Below are 19668 nucleotides of genomic sequence, written 5' to 3'. Positions count from 1 at the left end.
CGGGCGGCTTTCTCGTGTCGGGCGTGGATGGCTAGCGGCGGCGCAGTCTCCACAGTGACGTGGTCTCGCGCGACCGAGCTTCGTGCAGAACATCGGAGGCGTCGGTCGCTCGAGAATGCGATGGCACGGTGTCCATCCGGTCGACGACGGTCAGGCCGGCCTTGTCGATCGACGCGAGAAGGTCTGTGCGCGTGACCAATCCGAGCAACTCGGCGAGGTCGGACAACACCAACCAGGCCTCGCCGTCGGGCGTCAGATGCCCGCCGAGGCGGCTGAGGAACGATTTGAGCATGCGAGAACCGGGATCGTAGACGGCATGCTCGATCCCCGACGTCGGCTTGGTGGGGATCCACGGCGGGTTGCAGACGATCAATCCCGCGCGGCCGCTCGGGAAGATGTCGGTCTGCACCACCTCGACCCGATCGCTGTACCCGAGTGCGTCGAGATTGGCGCGGGCGCACGCGACCGATCGGGGGTCCTTGTCGGTCGCCACCACCGCAGGTACGCCCCGGCGCGCGAGTACCGCAGCCAGCACACCCGAGCCCGTCCCGATGTCGAAAGCCCGGTCCGTGGCAGGTAGCGGTGCGTCGGCGACGAGCTGGATGTACTCACCGCGGACAGGCGAGAACACTCCGTAGTGGGGATGAACGGACGCGTCCAGCGCCGGCACGAACACTCCCTTGCGGCGCCACTCGTGTGCGCCGATGATCCCGAGCAGTTCCCGTAGTGACAGGACGCAGGCCGAGGCATCGGGACCCAGTGCTTCCGCTACGGCCGATCGCACCTCCGGCGCTCGGCCGAGATCGAGCCGTAGGTCCGAATCGAGTTGCACCAGAAGCATTCCCAATACCCGTGCGCGCCGCGCCTGGTACTGACGATGCAGGTGGAACCGCTCGGCGGGCGACGCGTTCTCGGGCTGTGTGGCCGGTGGTACCCGCCGCGTCATGGCCGACAGGAGCTGGCGAGCGTTGTTGTAATCGCCACGCCACAGCAGAGACTCGCCGATCGTCGCCAGCTTGTAGGCCACGTCCGCCGTCGTCGCGTCGTCGACGATCCGCACCACCCGTGGTGGCGGCGCACCGTTCTCCGACTGCCATCGCGCGGACCGTTCGATGCCGTCCTCGACCCACGTGACGCTCATGCTGCAGTGTGCGGGTACTCCGCACTGCGATGTTGGAAGGCAAGGATATTGGGGTTGACGATGACACCCTCCCTGATTTCGATGGAACGCTCGATGGTGACGTCCTCGCTCCACGCTGCGGGCCCGTCGAGAACCACGCGAAGGTAAGGCAGCAACGATTCGCTGATCTCCCACGTCGCCGAATTCCACAGATAGGACGGGCTGTGGTCGACGGCGTAGTAGTGCACGTTGTCACCGACGGTGAACATCGGGTCGGCGAACGACGTGGGCCGAGCCCATTCGAATCCCATTCCCTCGTCACACGAGACGTCCACGACCAGGGTGCCCGGAGTCAATGTGGGCAGGTCCTCGTTCGTCAGGAACGTCAGTGGTGAGTTCGTATCCTGCAGTACGCAATTGACGATCACATCGTGGTCGGACAGAAACTGCGAGAGTGGGATTCGACCGTCGGGAGTCAGAGCTCGGCTCTGGCGGGGATCGGCGTCGTCGAGATCGAAATTGACGATGTTGGCCGAGTGGATCGGCGAACCCACCGCCGTGACCCCACGCTGAGTGAGGACATCGACGTCGTGAATCCCGTGTGCACTGAGCGCGGTGACCGCGCCGCGAGCCGTGGCTCCGAAACCGATGACAGCGGCCCGCAACCTGCGGCCGTAGTCCCCGGTGGAACCGATCAGCTGCAATGCTTGCAGCACCGAGCAGTACCCGGCCAATTCGTTGTTCTTGTGGAACACATGAAGATTGAACCAGCCGTCCTGCGTCCAGTGGTTCATGGCCTCGAAGGCGATCAGCGTGAGTTTGCGATCGACAGCGATCTGGGTGAGCCTTTCGTCCTGCACACAGTGCGGCCAACCCCAGAGCGTCTGGCCGGGTCGAAGAGACTCGAGATCTTCGGCCTGAGGCTTCGGCAGCAGAATCACGTCGCATAGAGCAATGAGCTCGGCGCGGGTGCCGATACCCGCGACCTGCGTGGCCAGGTGCTCGTCGGAGATTCCGAACGGTTCGCCGTAGCCGGATTCGAGGAACATTCGGCCTCGAATGTCGGCGTCGATGCGATCGAAATGAAGAGGATGAATCGGTAGTCGACGCTCATCGGGCTTGCGCGAACGTGAGAGGACTCCGAGAGTGAGCTGATGCACGTTTAACCCTTCGTTACGCGAAGTCAACCACAGTAACGCGAGTCGGCCAGCGTTCGCGCTGGTCAGAGGGTGCCCCCGGCAGGATTCGAACCTGCGACCAAGGGATTAGAAGGCCCTTGCTCTATCCCCTGAGCTACGGAGGCTGGCACGCGCGGACAGGCCCGCTCGAGCACGGTTGACGAGTGTACCTTTCCGCCTACGGCGATCACACCGGCATGGGTTGAGGGAGCAGTGCAGGGGGAAGCCTGTGATGTCGTAGACGTTCCGGCCGGCACCCGAAGGAGGTTCGATGCACGACATTCTGGACGAGCTGCTGCACGCCTGGCAGACCGGCGACGCGGCCGCGGTGGCAACGGTCGTGCAGACATTCGACTCCGCGCCGCGTCCTGTGGGTGCGTCGATGATGGTCGGCCAGGACGGTGCGGTCGCCGGTTCGGTGTCCGGCGGCTGCGTCGAGGGTGCCGTGTACGAGTCGGCGCAGGACGTGATGCAGTCCGGTACCCCGATACTCACTCGATACGGGGTGTCGGACGACGACGCATTCGCAGTCGGGCTCACGTGTGGGGGAACGCTGGATGTGTTCGTGCAGGCGGTGTCGAAGCACACCTTTCCCGAGTTCGGTGACGTCGTGGCGAACGTGCGCCGCAACGTCCCGGTTGCAGTGGCCACCGTGATCGCTCATGCCGACGCAACACGGGTCGGTCGGAGAGCAGTTCTGACGGAGTCGGGTATTCGCGGTTCCCTCGGCAGCTCGCGGGCGGACGCCGCCATTGCCGACGACGCGAAAGGGCTACTTGCAGCGGGACGTTCGACTGTTCTGACGTATGGAACCGACGGCCAGCGCCGCGGTCGGGGAATGCAGGTGTTCGTGTCCAGTCATGCGCCGTCGCCGAGAATGCTCGTGTTCGGTGCCATCGACTTCGCTGCGGCGGTTGCGCAGCAGGGTGCCTTTCTGGGCTACCGCGTCACCGTCTGCGACGCCCGATCCGTGTTTGCGACCCCGCAGCGCTTTCCCGCTGCCGAGCAGGTGGTGGTCGCGTGGCCGCACGACTACCTGAACCAACAGTGGGCGGCGGGGGAGTTGGACGAGAGGACCGTGGTCTGTGTGTTGACTCACGACCCGAAGTTCGATGTGCCACTGCTCGAAGTGGCGTTGCGGATTCCGGCCCTGGCGTTCGTCGGAGCGATGGGCTCGCGGCGAACCCATGACGACCGCATCGCCCGGTTACGGGCGGCAGGAGTGACCGAGACCGAACTCGCGCGATTGTCGAGCCCGATCGGACTCGACCTGGGTGCACGCACGCCGCAGGAGACCGCGGTGTCCATTGCGGCGGAGATCATCGCCCAGAGATGGGGCGGGAGCGGGACGCCTCTCCGGCAGCAGCACGGACGCATCCACCACGACTCGCTGGACGCCGAGGACGGGGCAAAGTACGACGCTGTGTAGGACTCGCGTTTCGAGTACTGCCGAACACCTCTTACTCTGGTGGTATGGCCACACCGGATCTCGACAAGACCGACCCGTCGCACGCCGGGGACTCCACCGGCGATGTGCGGTCGGACGAGGGTGCGGGCAGTGCAGATCCCCGCTCGACAACCACGTCGGTGCTCGTCACTGCCGGCGTCATCGCCGGTGTCGTCGCTGCCCTGATCGTCATGCTGTCCGCGTCGGACGCGTTGGTCCTGCTCGGTATCCCTGATCCCGGCCCGGCCACCACCTACGGACTGCCCGCCCTGCGTGCGATCGGTGAGATCGCAGCGGTCATCGCGGTCGGCTCGTTCCTGCTGGCGGCGTTCCTGGTTCCGCCGCAGAAGAACGGCGTGCTCGACGTGGACGGCTACCGGGCGGTTCGCACCGGCTCGGTCGCATCCATCGTCTGGGCCGTATGTGCGCTTCTCCTCGTGCCGCTGACGCTGTCCGACACCTCCGGCCAGCCGTTCGCCGAGGCCGTGAAGCCGGCGAATCTGTGGATCGCGCTGGATCAGGTGGAGATCGCCAGTGCGTGGCGTTGGACGGCCATCATGGCCGTCGTCGTCGCCATTGCCTCGCGGACGGTACTGCGGTGGTCCTGGACGCCTGCGCTGCTCGGATTCTCGCTGGCCACCCTGCTGCCCATTGCGCTCAGTGGTCACTCCTCGGCGGGCGGATCGCACGACATCGCGACCAACTCGCTGATCCTGCACCTCGGTGCCGCGTCGTTGTGGGCGGGCGGGCTGTTCGCACTGCTTGCACATGTTCGCAGACGCGGCGCGCACACCGACGTCGCTGCTCGGCGGTTCTCCACGATCGCCGGCGTCTGCTTCGTCGTCATGGGCATCAGTGGAGTCATCAACGCCCTGGTTCGGGTGTCCCTCGCCGACCTGTTCACCACGACGTACGGCCTGCTGATCGTGGGCAAGATTCTCGCGTTGATCGTGCTCGGCGGGTTCGGCTGGATGCAGCGGCGTCGTGCTCTGCCCGCACTGATCGCCGATCCCACCGCCCGTGGACCGCTGCTCCGGTTCGCCGGGGCCGAGGTGCTCGTTCTCGCCGCGACGGTCGGCCTGGCCGTCGGCCTCGGGCGAACACCTCCGCCCGCCGAGATCGACCCCAACCTGACGCCGACCGAGGCCGCGCTCGGATACGACCTCAGCGGACCGCCGACGTTCGCCCGTATGGCTTTTGATTGGCGCTTCGACCTGATCTTCGGCACCGCCGCGATCGTGATGGCCGTGGTGTACCTGATCGGGGTCCGTCGGCTGCGACTGCGCGGCGACGCGTGGCCCGTCGGTCGCACCGTCGCCTGGGTCCTGGGCTGCCTCACACTGCTGATCAGTACGTCTTCGGGCATAGGACGGTATTCCACGGCAGTGTTCAGCGTGCACATGACCGGACACATGATGCTGTCGATGCTCGCGCCGGTTCTGCTCGCGCTCGGTGGTGCACTGACGTTGGCGTTGCGTGTCCTGCCCGCGGCAGGCAAGGACGGCGTCCCGGGGATGCGCGAGTGGTTGCTGATGGGCCTGCACAGTCGACTGTCGCAGTTCGTCACCCACCCGCTCGTCGCGGCGCTGATCTTCGTGGGCGGCTTCTACGTGCTCTATCTCGGCGGAATCTTCGGGGCCGTTCTGGACAGTCACGGAGCTCATCTGTTGATGAACCTGCACTTCGTGCTCAGCGGATACCTATTCTACTGGACGGTCATCGGCGTCGATCCGTCTCCGCGCAAGATTGCTCCGGTCACCAAACTCGCCGTGGTGTTCGGCTCACTGCCGTTCCATGCGTTCTTCGGTGTGGCGCTGATGAGCATGAACACCGTCATGGGTGCCTGGTTCTACCGCACGCTCGGCCTCGACTGGAACTCCGACCTACTGGGGGACCAGAAGCTCGGTGGCGGCATCGCGTGGGCAACCGGCGAGGTGCCTCTGGTGCTGGTCATGCTCGCACTGCTGATCCAGTGGTCCCGCAGCGACGATCGCGACGCCAGGCGCGGTGACAGAGCCGCCGAGCGTGACCACGACGCCGACCTGGCCGCGCACAACGCGATGTTCGCCGAGCTGGCCCGTCGCGATCGCGACGGCGGGCAGTAGCGTCGTTTCAGTCGCTGCCGGCGATCTTGTGCAGAAGCCGGTCGAGTTCGGTGCGTTCGGCCGGCTCGAGGCCGTCGAACATGTCCGCGGACACCTGACGTCGTGCCTCGTCGACGCGGTCGAGCAGGGCGCGGCCGGCGTCGGTCAGCTCGACCAGGACAGCGCGGCGATCACTCGGGTCCGGCGCTCGCGTCACCAGTTCTGCCGCTTCGAGTGAGTCGACGATGTCGGTGGCCGATCGAGCGACGATGCGGAGGTGCTCGGCCAGATCACGCAAGCGGACCGATTCTCGTTCGCGGGCCAAGACGTGCAAGGCCCTGCTCTGCGACGGGTTGAGTCCGAACGGCTCCAGCGCAGTCATGTGGCTTCGCCGAATCCTTCGGGCAACGGCCATGAACGAATCGCTCAGGTTGGGCGAGTGTCCGGTGTCCATACGACGGATCATAGCGAGGCTTGCCCGCAACCTCATAGTGAGGTAACCTCTGCATATTACTTCAGCTACCACGGAGGTCTACTTGGAAAGCCGTCCCGAACGCGTACCACTCGCTTCCGATCCAGCGCCCGTCCGACGAGTCCTGGCTCTGTTCACGCCGTACCGGCGCAAGATCGCTGTCGTCAGCGCGATCATCGTGGCCAGCGCCATCATTGCGCTCGCCTCTCCTCTACTTCTTCGCGAACTCCTCGATCATGCAATTCCCGACCGCGACGTCACGCTCGTCAGCCTCATCGCGGTCGGCATGATCGCTGTTGCAGTCGCCACCAACACCCTCGGCGTGGTGCAGACCTGGATGTCCAACGGCGTCGGTCAGCAGCTCATGCACGATCTGCGCGTGCAGGTCTATTCGCATCTTCAGAGACAGTCCCTCGGATTCTTCGCGCGAACGCGCACCGGTGAGGTGCAATCGCGTATCGCGAACGACATCGGCGGCATGCAATCCGTCGTCACCAACACCGCGACGTCCATCGCGCAGAACGCCACGACGGTCGCTGCGACCGTGGTCGCGCTCTTCCTGCTCGATTGGAAGCTCGCCACGTTCTCACTGATCATCCTGCCGATCTTCGTGCGAGTGGCTCGCCGTATCGGCGACGAGCGTCGCAAGATCTCGACCAAGCGGCAGAAATTGCTCAGCGATCTGTCCGTCCAGATCGAGGAATCACTGTCCGTCAGTGGAATTCTTCTGGGCAAGACCACCGGTTCCGCCCAGGCGTTGACCGACAAATTCGCCGACCGATCGCACGAGGTGGCCGGTGTCGAACTGGCCGCAATGATGGCGGGCAAGTGGCGGATGGCGACAATTCAGATCAGCTTCGCCGTGATGCCCGCTCTGGTGTACTGGTTCGCCGGCATCACCATCGGTCAGGGGAGTGCGTTGACGATCGGCACCCTGGTCGCGTTCACCGCATTGCAGACGCAATTGTTCCGGCCCACCATGCAATTGCTCAACACCGGCGTCGAAGTACAGGCATCCTTGGCGTTGTTCGGCAGAGTCTTCGAGTATCTCGATCTGCCCATCGATGTCGCCGAACCCGAGCACCCGGTCACACTCTCGCGAGAGAGCGTGCGCGGCGATGTCGCTTTCCGCGGCGTCGACTTCACCTATGCCGCCGCGACTGTCCCGACGTTGTGCAACATCGATCTCGACGTACCGGCCGGGAGCACGCTCGCGCTCGTCGGCGCAACCGGATCGGGCAAGACCACGCTGGGATACCTCGTTGCCCGCCTGCATGATCCGACAGCCGGCTCGGTGACCATCGACGGTGTCGACTTGCGGCACCTGGCGTCGGAGAACATTGCCGACCTGGTGGGCGTCGTCTCTCAGGAGACCTACCTGTTCCACGCCACCATCAGGGAGAACCTGCGGTTCGCCAAACCCGACGCCACCGACGACGAGATCGTGGCTGCCGCTCGGACGGCCCAGATTCACGACTTCATCGACGGCCTCGACGACGGTTACGACACGATGGTCGGCGAGCGCGGCTACCGATTCTCCGGCGGTGAGAAGCAGCGCATCGCAATCGCCCGAACTGTCCTGCGCAACCCGCCGATTCTGGTGCTCGACGAAGCGACGAGCGCCCTGGACAATCGCACCGAACGCGCAGTGCAGACAGCGCTCGACGGTTTGATGCACGGGCGTACCACCATTCTGATCGCCCATCGCCTGTCCACCGTGCGAGCAGCAGACGCCATCGCGGTACTCGATCACGGCATCGTGCGCGAGGTCGGAAGCCACGAGGCGCTGCTCGCCGAAGACGGTATGTACGCCCAATTGGTCCGTGCCGCAGACGATGTCGTGGACAGCGTTGCTGCATGAGCGGGGTTGCTGCATGAGCAGGGTTGTTGCATGAGCTGGGCTGCCGCGTGATGGAGCTTCGAACGATCGCCGGCCGGGTTGTGTGCGAGACCGAGGTCAAGAGATCGCGGTTCGTCACCGTGGTGGACAGGGCGAGCACCGAGGCCGACGCTCGCGCGGTCATCGCAGCGGCGCGGAAAGCGGATCCGACTGCCGGACATCACTGTTCGGCATTCATCGTCGAATCCTCGGCTGCAGGCATCGTTGTCGTCCACGAAGACTTGACCCACCGCATCGAGCGATCCAACGACGACGGCGAACCCAGCGGCACGGCAGGAACGCCGATGCTCGAGGTGTTGCGCGGTCATGGGCTGACCAACGTGGTCGCGGTGGTCGGCAGATATTTCGGTGGCACCAAGCTCGGTACCGGCGGATTGGCCCGCGCCTACGGCGGTGCGGTCACCGAGGCACTTGCCCGGGCTCGGTTTCTCACCCGAGAGCGACGCGACGTGCTGACCCTCGAACTCGACCATGCCGAGGTGGGACGGGTCGAATCGGAGCTACGCGGACACGGGGCCTTGGTGCTCGATACCGCCTACGACACTCGAGCCGTGCTCACCGTCGCCGTCGCAGACGCCGATTCGACTGCAGCGCTGGTGGCGTCGCTCACCGCCGGACGGGTGGTGCCGGCTCTCGGTGGGCATGTCTACGTAGAGACAGCCGAGTAGCACACCGGTCCGACACGAGTGGCGTCATGACCAGCCGATCCTGGACGTTCATCCACAGGCTCAGCGGTTGTCCACATTTCGCGAACACGTCCGTCACGGGTGGCTCCGGCGTAGCAGTGTCGATCTCGATCGCAATCACGCGACATCCATCGAGAGGAAGACACCATGTACGAAGCTCAGTGCGCTGTTGTGGGCACCGTCATCACCAATCCCGTCAAGCGCTCCACGCCCACCGGCGACGAGGTCCTCAGCTTTCGGATGGCGAGCAATGCCCGACGGCAGGACCGCAACACCGGTGAATGGACCGACGGCGGCACCCTCTATCTCACGGTCACGTGCTGGCGTCGACTCGTGCGCGGCGTCGGCGCATCGTTGATGAAGGGCGATCCGATCATCGCCTACGGACAGCTGCGCACCAACGAATACACCAATCGCGACGGCGTCGAACGATCCGACCTCGAGATGCGGGCCAGCGCCGTCGGGCCGGACCTTGCGCGCTGCAACGTGGCAATCCAGCGGACCAGGACGGTCGCGCCCGAAGTACCTGCAGACGAGGCACTCACCGACGACGATCGGGGTGCCGCCGAACCACCGGAGGACGAGCCGGATCACGATCGAATCGGTGACGACGTCCGCGAGGCGGTACCCGCCTGACGGCCCGCCGACATCCGTCGTCCCCGGTGGATGCAACCCGCGCACGACCGCGGACGACGGATGTGGGCTCGGCGCGGACTCGGTCGATGGTGTTCCGACGCGGCCGCACCGATAAGCTGGGCGGCATGGCTGAATTCATTTACACCATGAAGAAGGTGCGCAAGGCGCACGGCGACAAAGTCATCCTCGACGACGTGACGATGAGCTTCTACCCGGGAGCGAAGATCGGCGTCGTCGGCCCGAACGGCGCCGGTAAGTCGAGCATCCTCAAGATCATGGCGGGAATCGATCAGCCCGGAAACGGTGAGGCGTTCCTCGCTCCCGGTGCCTCGGTCGGCATTCTCATGCAGGAGCCGATTCTCGACGACACCAAGACCGTTCGCGAGAACGTCGAGGACGGCCTCGGCGAGACGATGGTCCAGCTCAAGCGCTACAACGAGATCGCCGAGCTGATGGCAACCGATTACTCCGACGAGCTCATGGAAGAGATGGGCGAGTTGCAGGAAAAGCTCGACCACGCCGACGCCTGGGAGATCGACTCGCAGCTCGAACAGGCGATGGACGCGCTGCGCTGCCCGCCGCCCGAGTCCCCGGTCACCAACCTCTCCGGTGGTGAGAAGCGTCGCGTCGCCCTGTGCAAGCTGCTGCTCAGCAAGCCCGACCTGTTGCTGCTCGACGAGCCGACCAACCACCTCGACGCCGAGAGTGTGCTGTGGCTCGAGCAGCACTTGGCCGCCTACGCCGGTGCCATTCTCGCCGTGACTCACGACCGGTACTTCCTCGACCACGTCGCGCAGTGGATCGCCGAGGTCGACCGCGGACATCTGTACCCGTACGAGGGCAACTACTCGACGTACCTGGAGAAGAAGGCCGAGCGCCTGGAGGTCTCGGGCAAGAAGGACCAGAAGCTGCAGAAGCGGCTCAAGGACGAACTCGCCTGGGTTCGCTCCGGTGCCAAGGCTCGCCAGGCCAAGAGCAAGTCTCGTCTGGCTCGCTACGACGAGATGGTGGCCGAGGCCGAGAAGACCAGGAAGCTCGACTTCGACGAGATCCAGATCCCCAACCCGCCGCGCCTCGGCGACGTCGTGGTCGAGGTCAAGAGCCTGGACAAGGGCTTCGACGGCCGCGTGCTGATCAAGGATCTGTCGTTCACGTTGCCGCGCAACGGAATCGTCGGCGTCATCGGACCCAACGGTGTCGGCAAGACGACGCTGTTCAAGACCATCGTCGGGCTCGAGGAGCCGGACGGCGGCGAGGTGAAGATCGGGCAGACCGTCAAGCTCAGCTACGTCGACCAGAACCGCTCGGGCATCGACTCGAAGAAGACGGTCTGGGAAACGGTCTCCGACGGCCTGGACTTCATCACCGTGGGCAACTCGGAATTCCCGTCGCGCGCGTACATCAGCTCGTTCGGATTCAAGGGCCACGATCAGCAGAAGCCCGCCGGAGTTCTCTCCGGCGGTGAGCGCAACCGTCTGAACCTGGCAATGACGCTCAAGCAGGGCGGCAACCTGATCCTGCTCGACGAGCCGACCAACGACCTCGACGTCGAGACACTCGGATCGCTCGAGAACGCGCTCGAGGAATTCCCCGGTTGCGCCGTGGTCATCTCGCACGACCGGTGGTTCCTGGACCGCACCTGCACCCACATCCTGGCGTGGGAAGGCGGCTTCGGAGACAACGAGGCTGCCTGGTACTGGTACGAGGGCAACTTCGAGGGCTACGAGGCCAACAAGGTCGAGCGGCTCGGTCCCGACGCGGCGCGTCCCCACCGCGTCACGCACCGGAAGCTGACCCGAGACTGACATGTCGGCACAGACCTTCACCTGCACACTTCAGGTGCGGTGGGGTGATTCCGACCGCCTCGGGCACGTCAACAACACCCGGTTCGTCGAGTACCTCCAGGAAGGCCGCGTTCAGTTTCTGAACGCGGTCCTGGGGGGCTCGAAAGGTCGCGGCGCGGTGGTGGTTCGTACGTTGACCACCAACTTCTTGCACCCGATCCTCGACGACTCCGGCCCGCTGGTGATCGAGCTGTGGATCACTCGTATCGGAACCACCTCGTACGGCGTTCGGCACGTCGTCACCGATCGAAACGGAACGGTGTGTGCAGACGCGGAGGCACTGATGGTGGCCTTCGATCTCGACACCTCCTCGTCCAGGCCGCTGCGCGAACACGAACGAACTGCACTGAGCGAGTATCTCCACAGCGATTCGTCGTGACTGCCGGATCGGCCTGACGCGCTGGTTCCCGAGATCTCTGCGGTTGCGGGGTCACCCGCACTAGGGTCGAGGGGTCATCGACGACCGGCGATCGGCGGGCGTCGGGAAATCCTCACGAGGGAGTACTCGAAAACAATGTCACGCTCGCTTGACCTGACCGACGACGACTGGGCCGACGGGCTCGACGACAGGCTTGTGGCCGAGTTGGCGACATTGCGTACGGAGTATTTCGAGCACACCGACGCCACTGCGGTCGCAGTGTCCGCGCATACCCCCGACATCACCTCTTTTCGGCGGCACGTTCGGCTCGCCGCAGAGCGGCTGCCGGGGACGGCGAATGTGGCGGTCCACCGACCGAACGAGTCTGCAGCACAGCAGGTAGCGGGAAGCTACCTACAAATCGTCACCGACGACATGCCGTTGCTGGTCGAATCGATCATGTCGCTGCTCTCGCGTCTCGGCATCGAATACACCGACGTGGTTCATCCCATCCTCACCGTCGATCGGAACGCAGAAGGAGTGCTCGTCGGGCTGAGCTCGGCCGGCATCGCCGAGTCCTGGATACACGTGCAGCTGCACCCGTCCACCTCCGACGATGCCGTCGCGCAGTTGGAAGAGGAGACGAGTCGAGTACTCGCCGATGTGCGTCAGGTCGTCGGCGACACCGACGAGATGCGTCGCGTGCAGGCTGCCGTGGCCGATCGGTTGGACGGTGTCGCCGCGACGTCCGGCGACACCGACTCCGAACCAGCCGTCGCACACCGGGATGCGGCTGCCTTGCTGCGTTGGCTGGGCGACGGCCATTACACCTTGCTGGGTTACCGCAGATACACGATCGACGGTAGCGACGGTAACCGAACCGCAACGGGTGTGGAATCGAGCAGCCTGGGTGTGCTGCGCGATGCCGGTCAACATGGAGACGGACCCGAACCGGTCGGTGAGCGCGACCTGGTTGCTCTGACGCAGGGTCCGAACCCCGCCACGGTTCATCGTGCTGTCTACCCCTATTTCGTCAGTGTGATCGACGCCGACGACTCCGCCGAGCATCGATTCGTCGGAGTCTTCACCGTCACCGCGCTGCACGAGAACGTCCTCGACATTCCGGTGATCGAGCGTCGAGTGCGGTCGGTGATCGCCAAGGCCGGCCATGATCTCGGGTCCTTCTCCGGCCAGGCCATGCTCGAGGTGCTGCAGTCGATGCCGCGGTCGGAACTGTTCGCGACCTCTGCTTCGTGGCTGTTCGAAACGGCGAGTGCTGTTCTGGCGCTGGGTCGCCGGCGCAAGGTCAAGCTGTTCGTGCGACCCGATGCGAGTGGGTCCTTCGTCAGTGCTCTGGTGTACCTGCCGCGAGATCGCTACACCACTCGCGTCCGACTCGCGATCCAGGACCGACTGCTCCGAGAGCTCGGTGGCACCTCGCTCGACTACACCGCACGCGTCACCGAATCGGATCTCGCGCTGCTGCACGTGACGGTGCGCCGCGCACCGGGCACCGTCTCTCCCCACCTGTCCGCCGACGACATCACCCGGATCGAAGCGGCGCTGACCGAGACCACCCGGACGTGGGAGGACTCGTTGGGTGACGCCGTGTCCCTCGACCGAGCCGTCGACCCGGCGCGCATTCAGCGCTACACCGAGGCTTTTCCCGAGGCGTACAAGCAGGACTTCAGTCCGGCCAGGGCCGTCACGGACATTGCCCGCCTCGAAGCACTCGGCGACGAAGCGATCGACATGCAGCTCTACCGAAACGAGCGTTCGGCCGTGGGGAGTTGGCGCTTCTCGCTGTACATCGGCGGTGCGGGCGTATCACTGTCCCAGGTGTTGCCCATTCTGCAGAGTCTCGGTGTGGAGGTCGACGACGAGCGGCCGTACCCGGTGGTGCGTCCGGACGGAATGTCCTGCTGGATATACGATTTCGGCCTCTCCGCCTCGCGTGAGATGTTGCGCTCGGCCATCGACGGGGACATCGACGCCGAGCTGTCCGAGGCAGGCACGGCCGATCGCGAGAGCCGGGTCCAGCATCGATTCACCGACGCATTCGCGGCCGTGTGGAGCGGCGCGGCAGAAGCGGATCGTTTCAACGAACTGGTGATGCGTGCAGGTCTGCACTGGCGGCAGGCCGTGGTGTTGCGTGCCTACGCCAAGTACCTGCGGCAGGCGGGTTTTCCCTACAGTCAGTTCAACATCGAGGGCGTCCTCCTGGCGCATCCGCGTACCGCGCGGCTGCTCGTCGGACTGTTCGAGGCGCAGTTCGACCCCGAGACCAGTGCCGAGGCGGACGCGCAGGCCATCGGAACCCAGCTCGGCGAGCTGATCGACGAGGTCGTCAGCCTCGATGCCGACCGCATTCTGCGCAGCATGTTCGAGCTCATTCGAGCGACGTTGCGCACCAACCACTTCGTGGTGGGATCCGACGGTGCACATCGCCCGTACCTCTCGCTCAAGTTCGACCCGCAATCCATCGCAGAGCTGCCCAAACCGAAGCCCACGTTCGAGATCTTCGTGTACTCCCCGCGCGTCGAGGGGGTGCATCTGAGGTTCGGTGCGGTGGCCCGAGGCGGGTTGCGCTGGTCCGATCGACGGGAGGACTTCCGGACGGAGATTCTCGGGCTCGCCAAGGCTCAGATGGTCAAGAACGCAGTCATCGTGCCCGTCGGGGCCAAGGGTGGATTCGTCGTCAAGCGTCCTCCGGTGACCACCGGTGAAGCCGACCGAGATCGACAGGCATACGCCGAGGAAGGCAAAGCCTGCTACCGACTGTTCATCGCCGGGTTGCTCGACATCACCGACAATCTCGACCGCGCTACCGGGTCGGTATCGGTACCTACCGGGGTGGTGCGCCGCGACGGAGACGACACCTACCTCGTCGTCGCGGCGGACAAGGGCACCGCGACCTTCTCCGACATGGCCAACGGCATCGCTGCCGAGTACGGATTCTGGCTCGGTGACGCCTTCGCATCCGGTGGATCTGCCGGATACGACCACAAAGCCATGGGAATCACCGCGAAGGGTGCGTGGGAGAGCGTCAAGCGGCACTTCCGTGAGCTCGGAATCGACACGCAGAGTCAGGATTTCACGGTCGTCGGCGTCGGCGACATGAGCGGAGACGTATTCGGTAACGGCATGCTGCTGAGCCGACACATTCGCTTGCTCGCGGCGTTCGACCACCGGCACATCTTTCTCGACCCCGATCCCGATCGGGAGTCGTCGTTCGTCGAGCGGGAGCGCTTGTTCGCCCTGCCGCGGTCGTCGTGGGCGGACTACGACACCTCGCTCATCAGTGCCGGCGGAGGGGTGTGGGAGCGGACCCGCAAATCCGTACCCATCAGCGCCGCAGCACGTTCGGCCCTCGGGTTGGACGAATCGGTTGCTGCACTGTCACCACCCGAGTTGGTGAACGCGATCCTCAAGGCCCCCGCCGATCTGCTGTGGAACGGCGGAATCGGCACCTACATCAAGGCATCCAGTGAGAGCAACGCCGAAGTCGGCGACAAGGCCAACGATGCAGTGCGGGTCGACGGCGTGGATGTGCGAGCGGCCGTGGTGGGGGAGGGCGGAAACCTCGGTGCCACCGCACTGGGCAGAATCGAGTACGCCGCAGCCGGCGGCAAGATCAACACCGACGCCGTCGACAACTCGGCGGGCGTCGACTGTTCCGATCACGAAGTCAACATCAAGATCCTGCTCGAGACTGCCATCACCAACGGAAACCTGGCGCGCGAAGACCGCGATGAGCTGCTTGCGTCCATGACCGACGAGGTCGGGCGATTGGTGTTGTGGGACAACATCATGCAGAACGAGTTGCTCGGTACGTCCAGATTCGACGCACCACATCTGGTGACGGTGCACAGCCGAGTGATCGAGGATCTGGAGACGCGTCGAGGGCTCGACCGGGAGCTCGAGGCTCTGCCCACCGAGGCCGATCTCCGTCGTCGCAAGCAAGACGGGCGTGGACTGACGTCGCCGGAACTCGCGACGTTGATGGCGCACGTGAAATTGGCACTGGAAGCGGAACTGCTCGACAGCGAGCTTCCCGACAGCGACGTCTTCGCCCCCCGGCTACCCAAGTATTTCCCCGAGCCACTGCGGGATCCGTACGCAGATGCCATCAAGGCGCATCCGCTACGGCGTCAACTGGTGGCGACGACGCTCGCCAACGAGGCCATCGACTGTGGCGGAATCACCTACCCGTATCGGTTGACCGAGGACTCCGGTGCCGCAGGCACCGACGCCATCCGGGCATTCGCCGCGGCCACCGAAATCTTCGGCCTCGACGAGGTGTGGGATTCGATTCGCGCGGCCGACGTACCCACCGCAGTGTCGGCCGAGCTGCTGCTCGAATCACGTCGCATGCTCGATCGAGTATCCCGGTGGCTGTTGGCCAATCGGCCGCAGCCGTTGGCGGTCGGGGCCGAGATCAGTCGCTATGCCGGGCAGGTTCGCGCTCTGCAGCCGCGGGTCGCGTCGTGGATCTCCGGTCACCAGGCGGTCGATCTGGACCGGCGTTCGGGGGCCGCGATGGAACGAGGTGCTCCGGCCGAGCTGGCACGTCGGATCTACGGCTTGCTCGACGTGTACTGCCTGCTCGACATCATCGATATCGCCGACATCGTCGACCGGGACGGGGCGGAGGTGGCCGAGCTCTACTTCGCGCTCGACGCGCACATCGGCATCGACTGGTTGCTCACCGCGGTCTCGAAGCTTGCCCGCGGCGATCGATGGCATTCGTTGGCGCGCTTGGCTCTTCGTGACGATCTGTACGCCTCCCTTCGCGGAATCACCAAGGCCGTGTTGGCCGCGGGCGAACCGGACGAGTCGGTCACGGAGAAGATCGCCGAATGGGAATCGACCAATTCGTCGCGGTTGGCCCGCTCGCGTGCAGCGCTCACCGAGATCGCCGAGACGGGGACGCTGGACCTGGCCACACTCTCGGTTGCCGCCCGACAGGTGAGAAACATGGTTCCCTGACACCATGGAACTTTCGATCGAGAAGAGGTAGTGACCGCGTGAGTGTGCCCGACGACCATCTGTCCGACAAGCGACCCGCCACCGAGCGGGTGGGCTTTCATGCCGCTGTGGATGTGCGGTGGTCGGATATGGATGTGTATCAACACATCAACCACGCGCGAATGGTGACGTTGCTCGAAGAGGCGCGGATCCCGTGGCTGCTGGTGGACGGCAGGCCGACTGCGAATCTTCGTCACGGTGCCGTCATTGCCGATCTGCACGTGAAGTATCGCGGGCAGCTGCGACACGAGGACGGACCCCTCGACGTCTTCATGTGGATTGATGCGGTCCGCGCGGTGGACTTCGTCGTGGGGTACGAGGTGCGGGCACGCGGGGCGTCGCTGGATACGCCGGCAGCGGTGGTGGCGTCGACGCAGATCGCGGCGTTCGACATCGATGCGCAGCGACTGCGTCGGCTCACTCCCGCCGAGCGCGAGTTCCTGGTGAGTTGGCAGCGTGTATGAGCGCGTTCTGACCGTTCCCGATGCGGTCGAGCGGGAGAACCTCCAGACGTTCTGCAGCAGGGCATTGCGCTTGGACGAGGCTGCTGTCGTTCGGTTGCGCACTCGGGCCGGCGGGGGCGTGTCGTGTTGGGCGGCAACCGGTTTCGATGCGCTCGCCGCGCGGGTGATTGCGGGAACCATCGTGCCCGACGACACCAGTGCGGGTGCCGATGTGTTGGTGTCCGCTCTGCAGAACGCGGACGACGGCGTGATCGACCCGGGTTTCTCGATGGACTCCGCCTGGCGTGGCACCCTTCCTCCCGACAGCGGATTCGAGCATCTCGACGACGTCCCCGCGCGGGTGCTCATCGGACTCGCACAGCGCGGTGCGGCACTGGCGAAGGAACACGGCAGCAGTCACGGGCCGCCGAGCTCGTTGCTCGAACAGCAGGTGTTGCACGTGACCGGTGACGGCGACGACGTCTCGGTCACCATGCGCACCGTATTCGCCTTGACCGCAATGGGTTTCGTGCCGCACGACGGTAACGATCCGTTGACGATCGACGTCGACCCGGAGAGGATCGCCGCCGCAGAGGTGGTACGAGTACGCGCCACCAAGGTGTGGTTGCGCCTCGATGCCAGGTTCGGGTCGGTGTTCGTTCGCCGCCCGGGCCAACAGTTGTCGCTCACCGTCGAACGCTGAGCGTGGCCGGTCGGCCGGTTCGGACGAGCCGGCCGGCCGGCTCAGACGAGCCAGGCGGCCGCGTTCGCGGGAAGCATCCCGTCGACCAGCGGAGTGCTGGTCAGCAACACTTCGCCGGGTGGGAGTGGGATCGACTCGTCGGAGGAGTTGAGGGCGCAGATCAAGCCCCCGCGGCGCCGGAAGGCCAGGCACCCGGGAGGGGCACCGTACCAATCGATTCCGCCGCCGGTGAACTCCGGCCGCAGGGTGCGCAATTCGAACGCCGTGCGGTACAGGCTGAGCATCGAATCGACCTCTTCGAGCTGCGCCTCGGCGGTCAGCCCCTTCCACTCCGGCGGCATCGGCAACCAGGTGCGATCGGTGGTGGAGAACCCGAACGGAGGGGCATCACCCTCCCACGGCATGGGGACTCGGCAGCCGTCGCGTCCGCGCTCGGTGTGCCCGGACCGCTCCCACACCGGGTCCTGCAGGGCGCTGTCGGGCAGCTGCACGTTCGGTAGCCCGAGCTCGGCACCGTTGTATACGAAAATTGTTCCAGGAAGGGCCAATTCGACGAGAATCATGGCCCGGGCCCGGTGATAGCCCAGGTCTCCGTCGCCGTATCTGGTGACCTCGCGTTCGACGTCGTGGTTCGACAGTGTCCACGTCGGGGTGCCGCCGACCAGTTCGACGGCCGCGAGCGAGTTGGAGATCGCATCGCGGATGGTCTCGGCGTCGAAATCGACACTGGCCAAGCGGAAGTTGAAGCCCAGGTGCAGCTCGTCGGGGCGGATGTATTCGGAGAACCGGACGTTGTCCTGGACCCAGATCTCGCCGACCGTCACCGCGTGGGGGTATTCGTTCATGACGGCTCTGATGCGGCGGTGCAGTTCGTGGACTCGGGGGTTGTTGAACCGGGGATCGTCGTCGTCGTTCTTCATCAGTGCGTTGAACTCGAGGCTCATGTCGGCCAGCTCGGCAGGTTTTGCCATGCCGTGGGCGACGTCGAGTCGAAATCCGTCGACGCCTCGGTCCAGCCAGAACCGAAGTGTGCGCGCGAAGTCGTCGAAGACCTCGGGGTTGTCCCAGTTCAGATCCGGTTGTTCGGGCGCGAAGATGTGCAGGTACCACTGACCGGGGGAGCCGTCCTTCTCGTCGACTCGCGTCCAGGCGGGACCCCCGAAGATGCTCGGCCAGTTGTTCGGCGGCTGCGAACCGTCGTCGCCGAGCCCGTCTCGAAAGATGTAGCGCGCTCGCTCGGCGCTGCCACGAGGGGCGTTCAGAGCCGCCTGGAACCACCGGTGTTCGTCACTGGTGTGATTGGGCACCAGATCCATCGTGACCTTGATGTCGCGGGCGTGCGCCTCGTCGAGCAACGCGTCGAAGATCTCGAGACTGCCGAACATGGGGTCGATGTCTCGGGGGTCGGAAACGTCGTAGCCGTGATCGGCCATGGGCGACCGCGTGATCGGTCCGATCCAGATGGCGTCGATACCGAGCAATTCGAGGTAGCCGAGCTTGTCTCTGATGCCGTCGAGATCACCGATTCCGTCACCGTTCGCATCTGCGAACGACCGGGGATAGATCTGGTAGAAGACGGCGTCCTGCCACCACGACAACTCGGTGCTTTCGATCGGATCGGTCACAACTGGCAATAGTGCCAAACGAATGGGCTGCGAACGATTCGAGGGCGCTGGGGTGCACCCGGCACCCTGCACTGGCGGTCGACCCGAAGGTAAAGGATTGTGCTCATTCACATGACCGACACGTATCCGCACGTTTGGAAAGTG

General features: G+C 64.9%; 14 protein-coding genes and 1 tRNA gene. 10 read left to right on the top strand and 5 right to left on the bottom strand.

Features of this window, described 5'->3' with window-relative positions:
- Positions 1-31: 31 nt before the first annotated feature.
- From CH281_RS18015 to CH281_RS18005, 3 genes are all read right to left on the bottom strand, one after another.
- Complete coding sequence (locus CH281_RS18015) at positions 32-1141, bottom strand: methyltransferase (protein ID WP_027497605.1); 1110 nt, start codon at positions 1139-1141, stop codon at positions 32-34.
- Positions 1138-2280, bottom strand: a complete 1143-nt coding sequence (locus CH281_RS18010) for a N(5)-(carboxyethyl)ornithine synthase (RefSeq protein ID WP_094695010.1) — start codon at positions 2278-2280, stop codon at positions 1138-1140. The genes CH281_RS18015 and CH281_RS18010 overlap by 4 nt, the downstream gene beginning before the upstream one ends.
- 70 nt (positions 2281-2350) lie before the next feature.
- Positions 2351-2423 (bottom strand) — tRNA-Arg (locus tag CH281_RS18005).
- Between the two features lie 146 nt (positions 2424-2569).
- On the opposite strand from CH281_RS18005, the gene CH281_RS18000 reads away from it, so the two are divergent.
- Positions 2570-3727, top strand: a complete 1158-nt coding sequence (locus tag CH281_RS18000; protein WP_032368220.1) for an XdhC family protein — start codon at positions 2570-2572, stop codon at positions 3725-3727.
- 44 nt (positions 3728-3771) lie between these two features.
- Positions 3772-5850 carry a cytochrome c oxidase assembly protein gene (locus CH281_RS17995; protein WP_179274223.1) on the top strand — a complete coding sequence of 693 codons (2079 nt, stop codon included), beginning with the start codon at positions 3772-3774 and terminating at the stop codon, positions 5848-5850.
- A 7-nt stretch (positions 5851-5857) separates the two neighbouring features.
- Here the strand turns inward: CH281_RS17995 and CH281_RS17990 are convergent, their stop codons facing one another.
- Complete coding sequence (locus CH281_RS17990) at positions 5858-6283, bottom strand: MarR family winged helix-turn-helix transcriptional regulator (RefSeq protein ID WP_053068732.1); 426 nt, start codon at positions 6281-6283, stop codon at positions 5858-5860.
- 82 nt (positions 6284-6365) lie between these two features.
- On the opposite strand from CH281_RS17990, the gene CH281_RS17985 reads away from it, so the two are divergent.
- The 8 genes from CH281_RS17985 (at position 6366) to CH281_RS17950 (ending at position 17899) form a co-directional block, all read left to right on the top strand.
- Positions 6366-8162, top strand: coding sequence for an ABC transporter ATP-binding protein (locus CH281_RS17985; protein ID WP_048318587.1), 1797 nt, complete (start codon positions 6366-6368; stop codon positions 8160-8162).
- Between the two features lie 50 nt (positions 8163-8212).
- Entirely contained in the window at positions 8213-8869 is a 657-nt protein-coding gene (locus CH281_RS17980; protein WP_032370204.1) for an IMPACT family protein, read from the top strand.
- A 165-nt stretch (positions 8870-9034) separates the two neighbouring features.
- Positions 9035-9523: a single-stranded DNA-binding protein gene (ssb, locus tag CH281_RS17975; protein ID WP_027497598.1), complete on the top strand. Its 489-nt coding sequence runs from the start codon at positions 9035-9037 to the stop codon at positions 9521-9523.
- A gap of 125 nt (positions 9524-9648) precedes the next feature.
- On the top strand, positions 9649-11328 hold the full coding sequence (ettA, locus tag CH281_RS17970; RefSeq protein ID WP_027497597.1) for an energy-dependent translational throttle protein EttA: 1680 nt from the start codon (positions 9649-9651) through the stop codon (positions 11326-11328).
- Between the two features lies 1 nt (position 11329).
- A complete protein-coding gene (locus tag CH281_RS17965) occupies positions 11330-11746 on the top strand; it encodes an acyl-CoA thioesterase (protein ID WP_027497596.1) in 417 nt (138 codons plus the stop codon).
- A gap of 135 nt (positions 11747-11881) precedes the next feature.
- The gene (locus CH281_RS17960) at positions 11882-16714 is read left to right on the top strand and encodes an NAD-glutamate dehydrogenase (protein WP_094695006.1); all 4833 of its coding nucleotides are present in this window, start codon (positions 11882-11884) and stop codon (positions 16712-16714) included.
- 38 nt (positions 16715-16752) lie between these two features.
- A complete protein-coding gene (locus CH281_RS17955; protein WP_045841282.1) occupies positions 16753-17217 on the top strand; it encodes an acyl-CoA thioesterase in 465 nt (154 codons plus the stop codon).
- Positions 17210-17899, top strand: a complete 690-nt coding sequence (locus CH281_RS17950) for a hypothetical protein (protein ID WP_027497593.1) — start codon at positions 17210-17212, stop codon at positions 17897-17899. The genes CH281_RS17955 and CH281_RS17950 overlap by 8 nt, the downstream gene beginning before the upstream one ends.
- A 41-nt stretch (positions 17900-17940) precedes the next feature.
- On the opposite strand, the gene CH281_RS17945 is transcribed toward CH281_RS17950, so the two are convergent.
- The gene (locus CH281_RS17945) at positions 17941-19548 is read right to left on the bottom strand and encodes a glycoside hydrolase family 13 protein (protein WP_373453886.1); all 1608 of its coding nucleotides are present in this window, start codon (positions 19546-19548) and stop codon (positions 17941-17943) included.
- Positions 19549-19668: the final 120 nt, after the last annotated feature.

This window comes from Rhodococcus sp. 06-221-2 (assembly GCF_002258365.1).
In the GTDB taxonomy this organism is placed as follows: domain Bacteria; phylum Actinomycetota; class Actinomycetes; order Mycobacteriales; family Mycobacteriaceae; genus Rhodococcoides; species Rhodococcoides fascians.
This window is presented reverse-complemented; position numbering and strand designations above follow the sequence as displayed.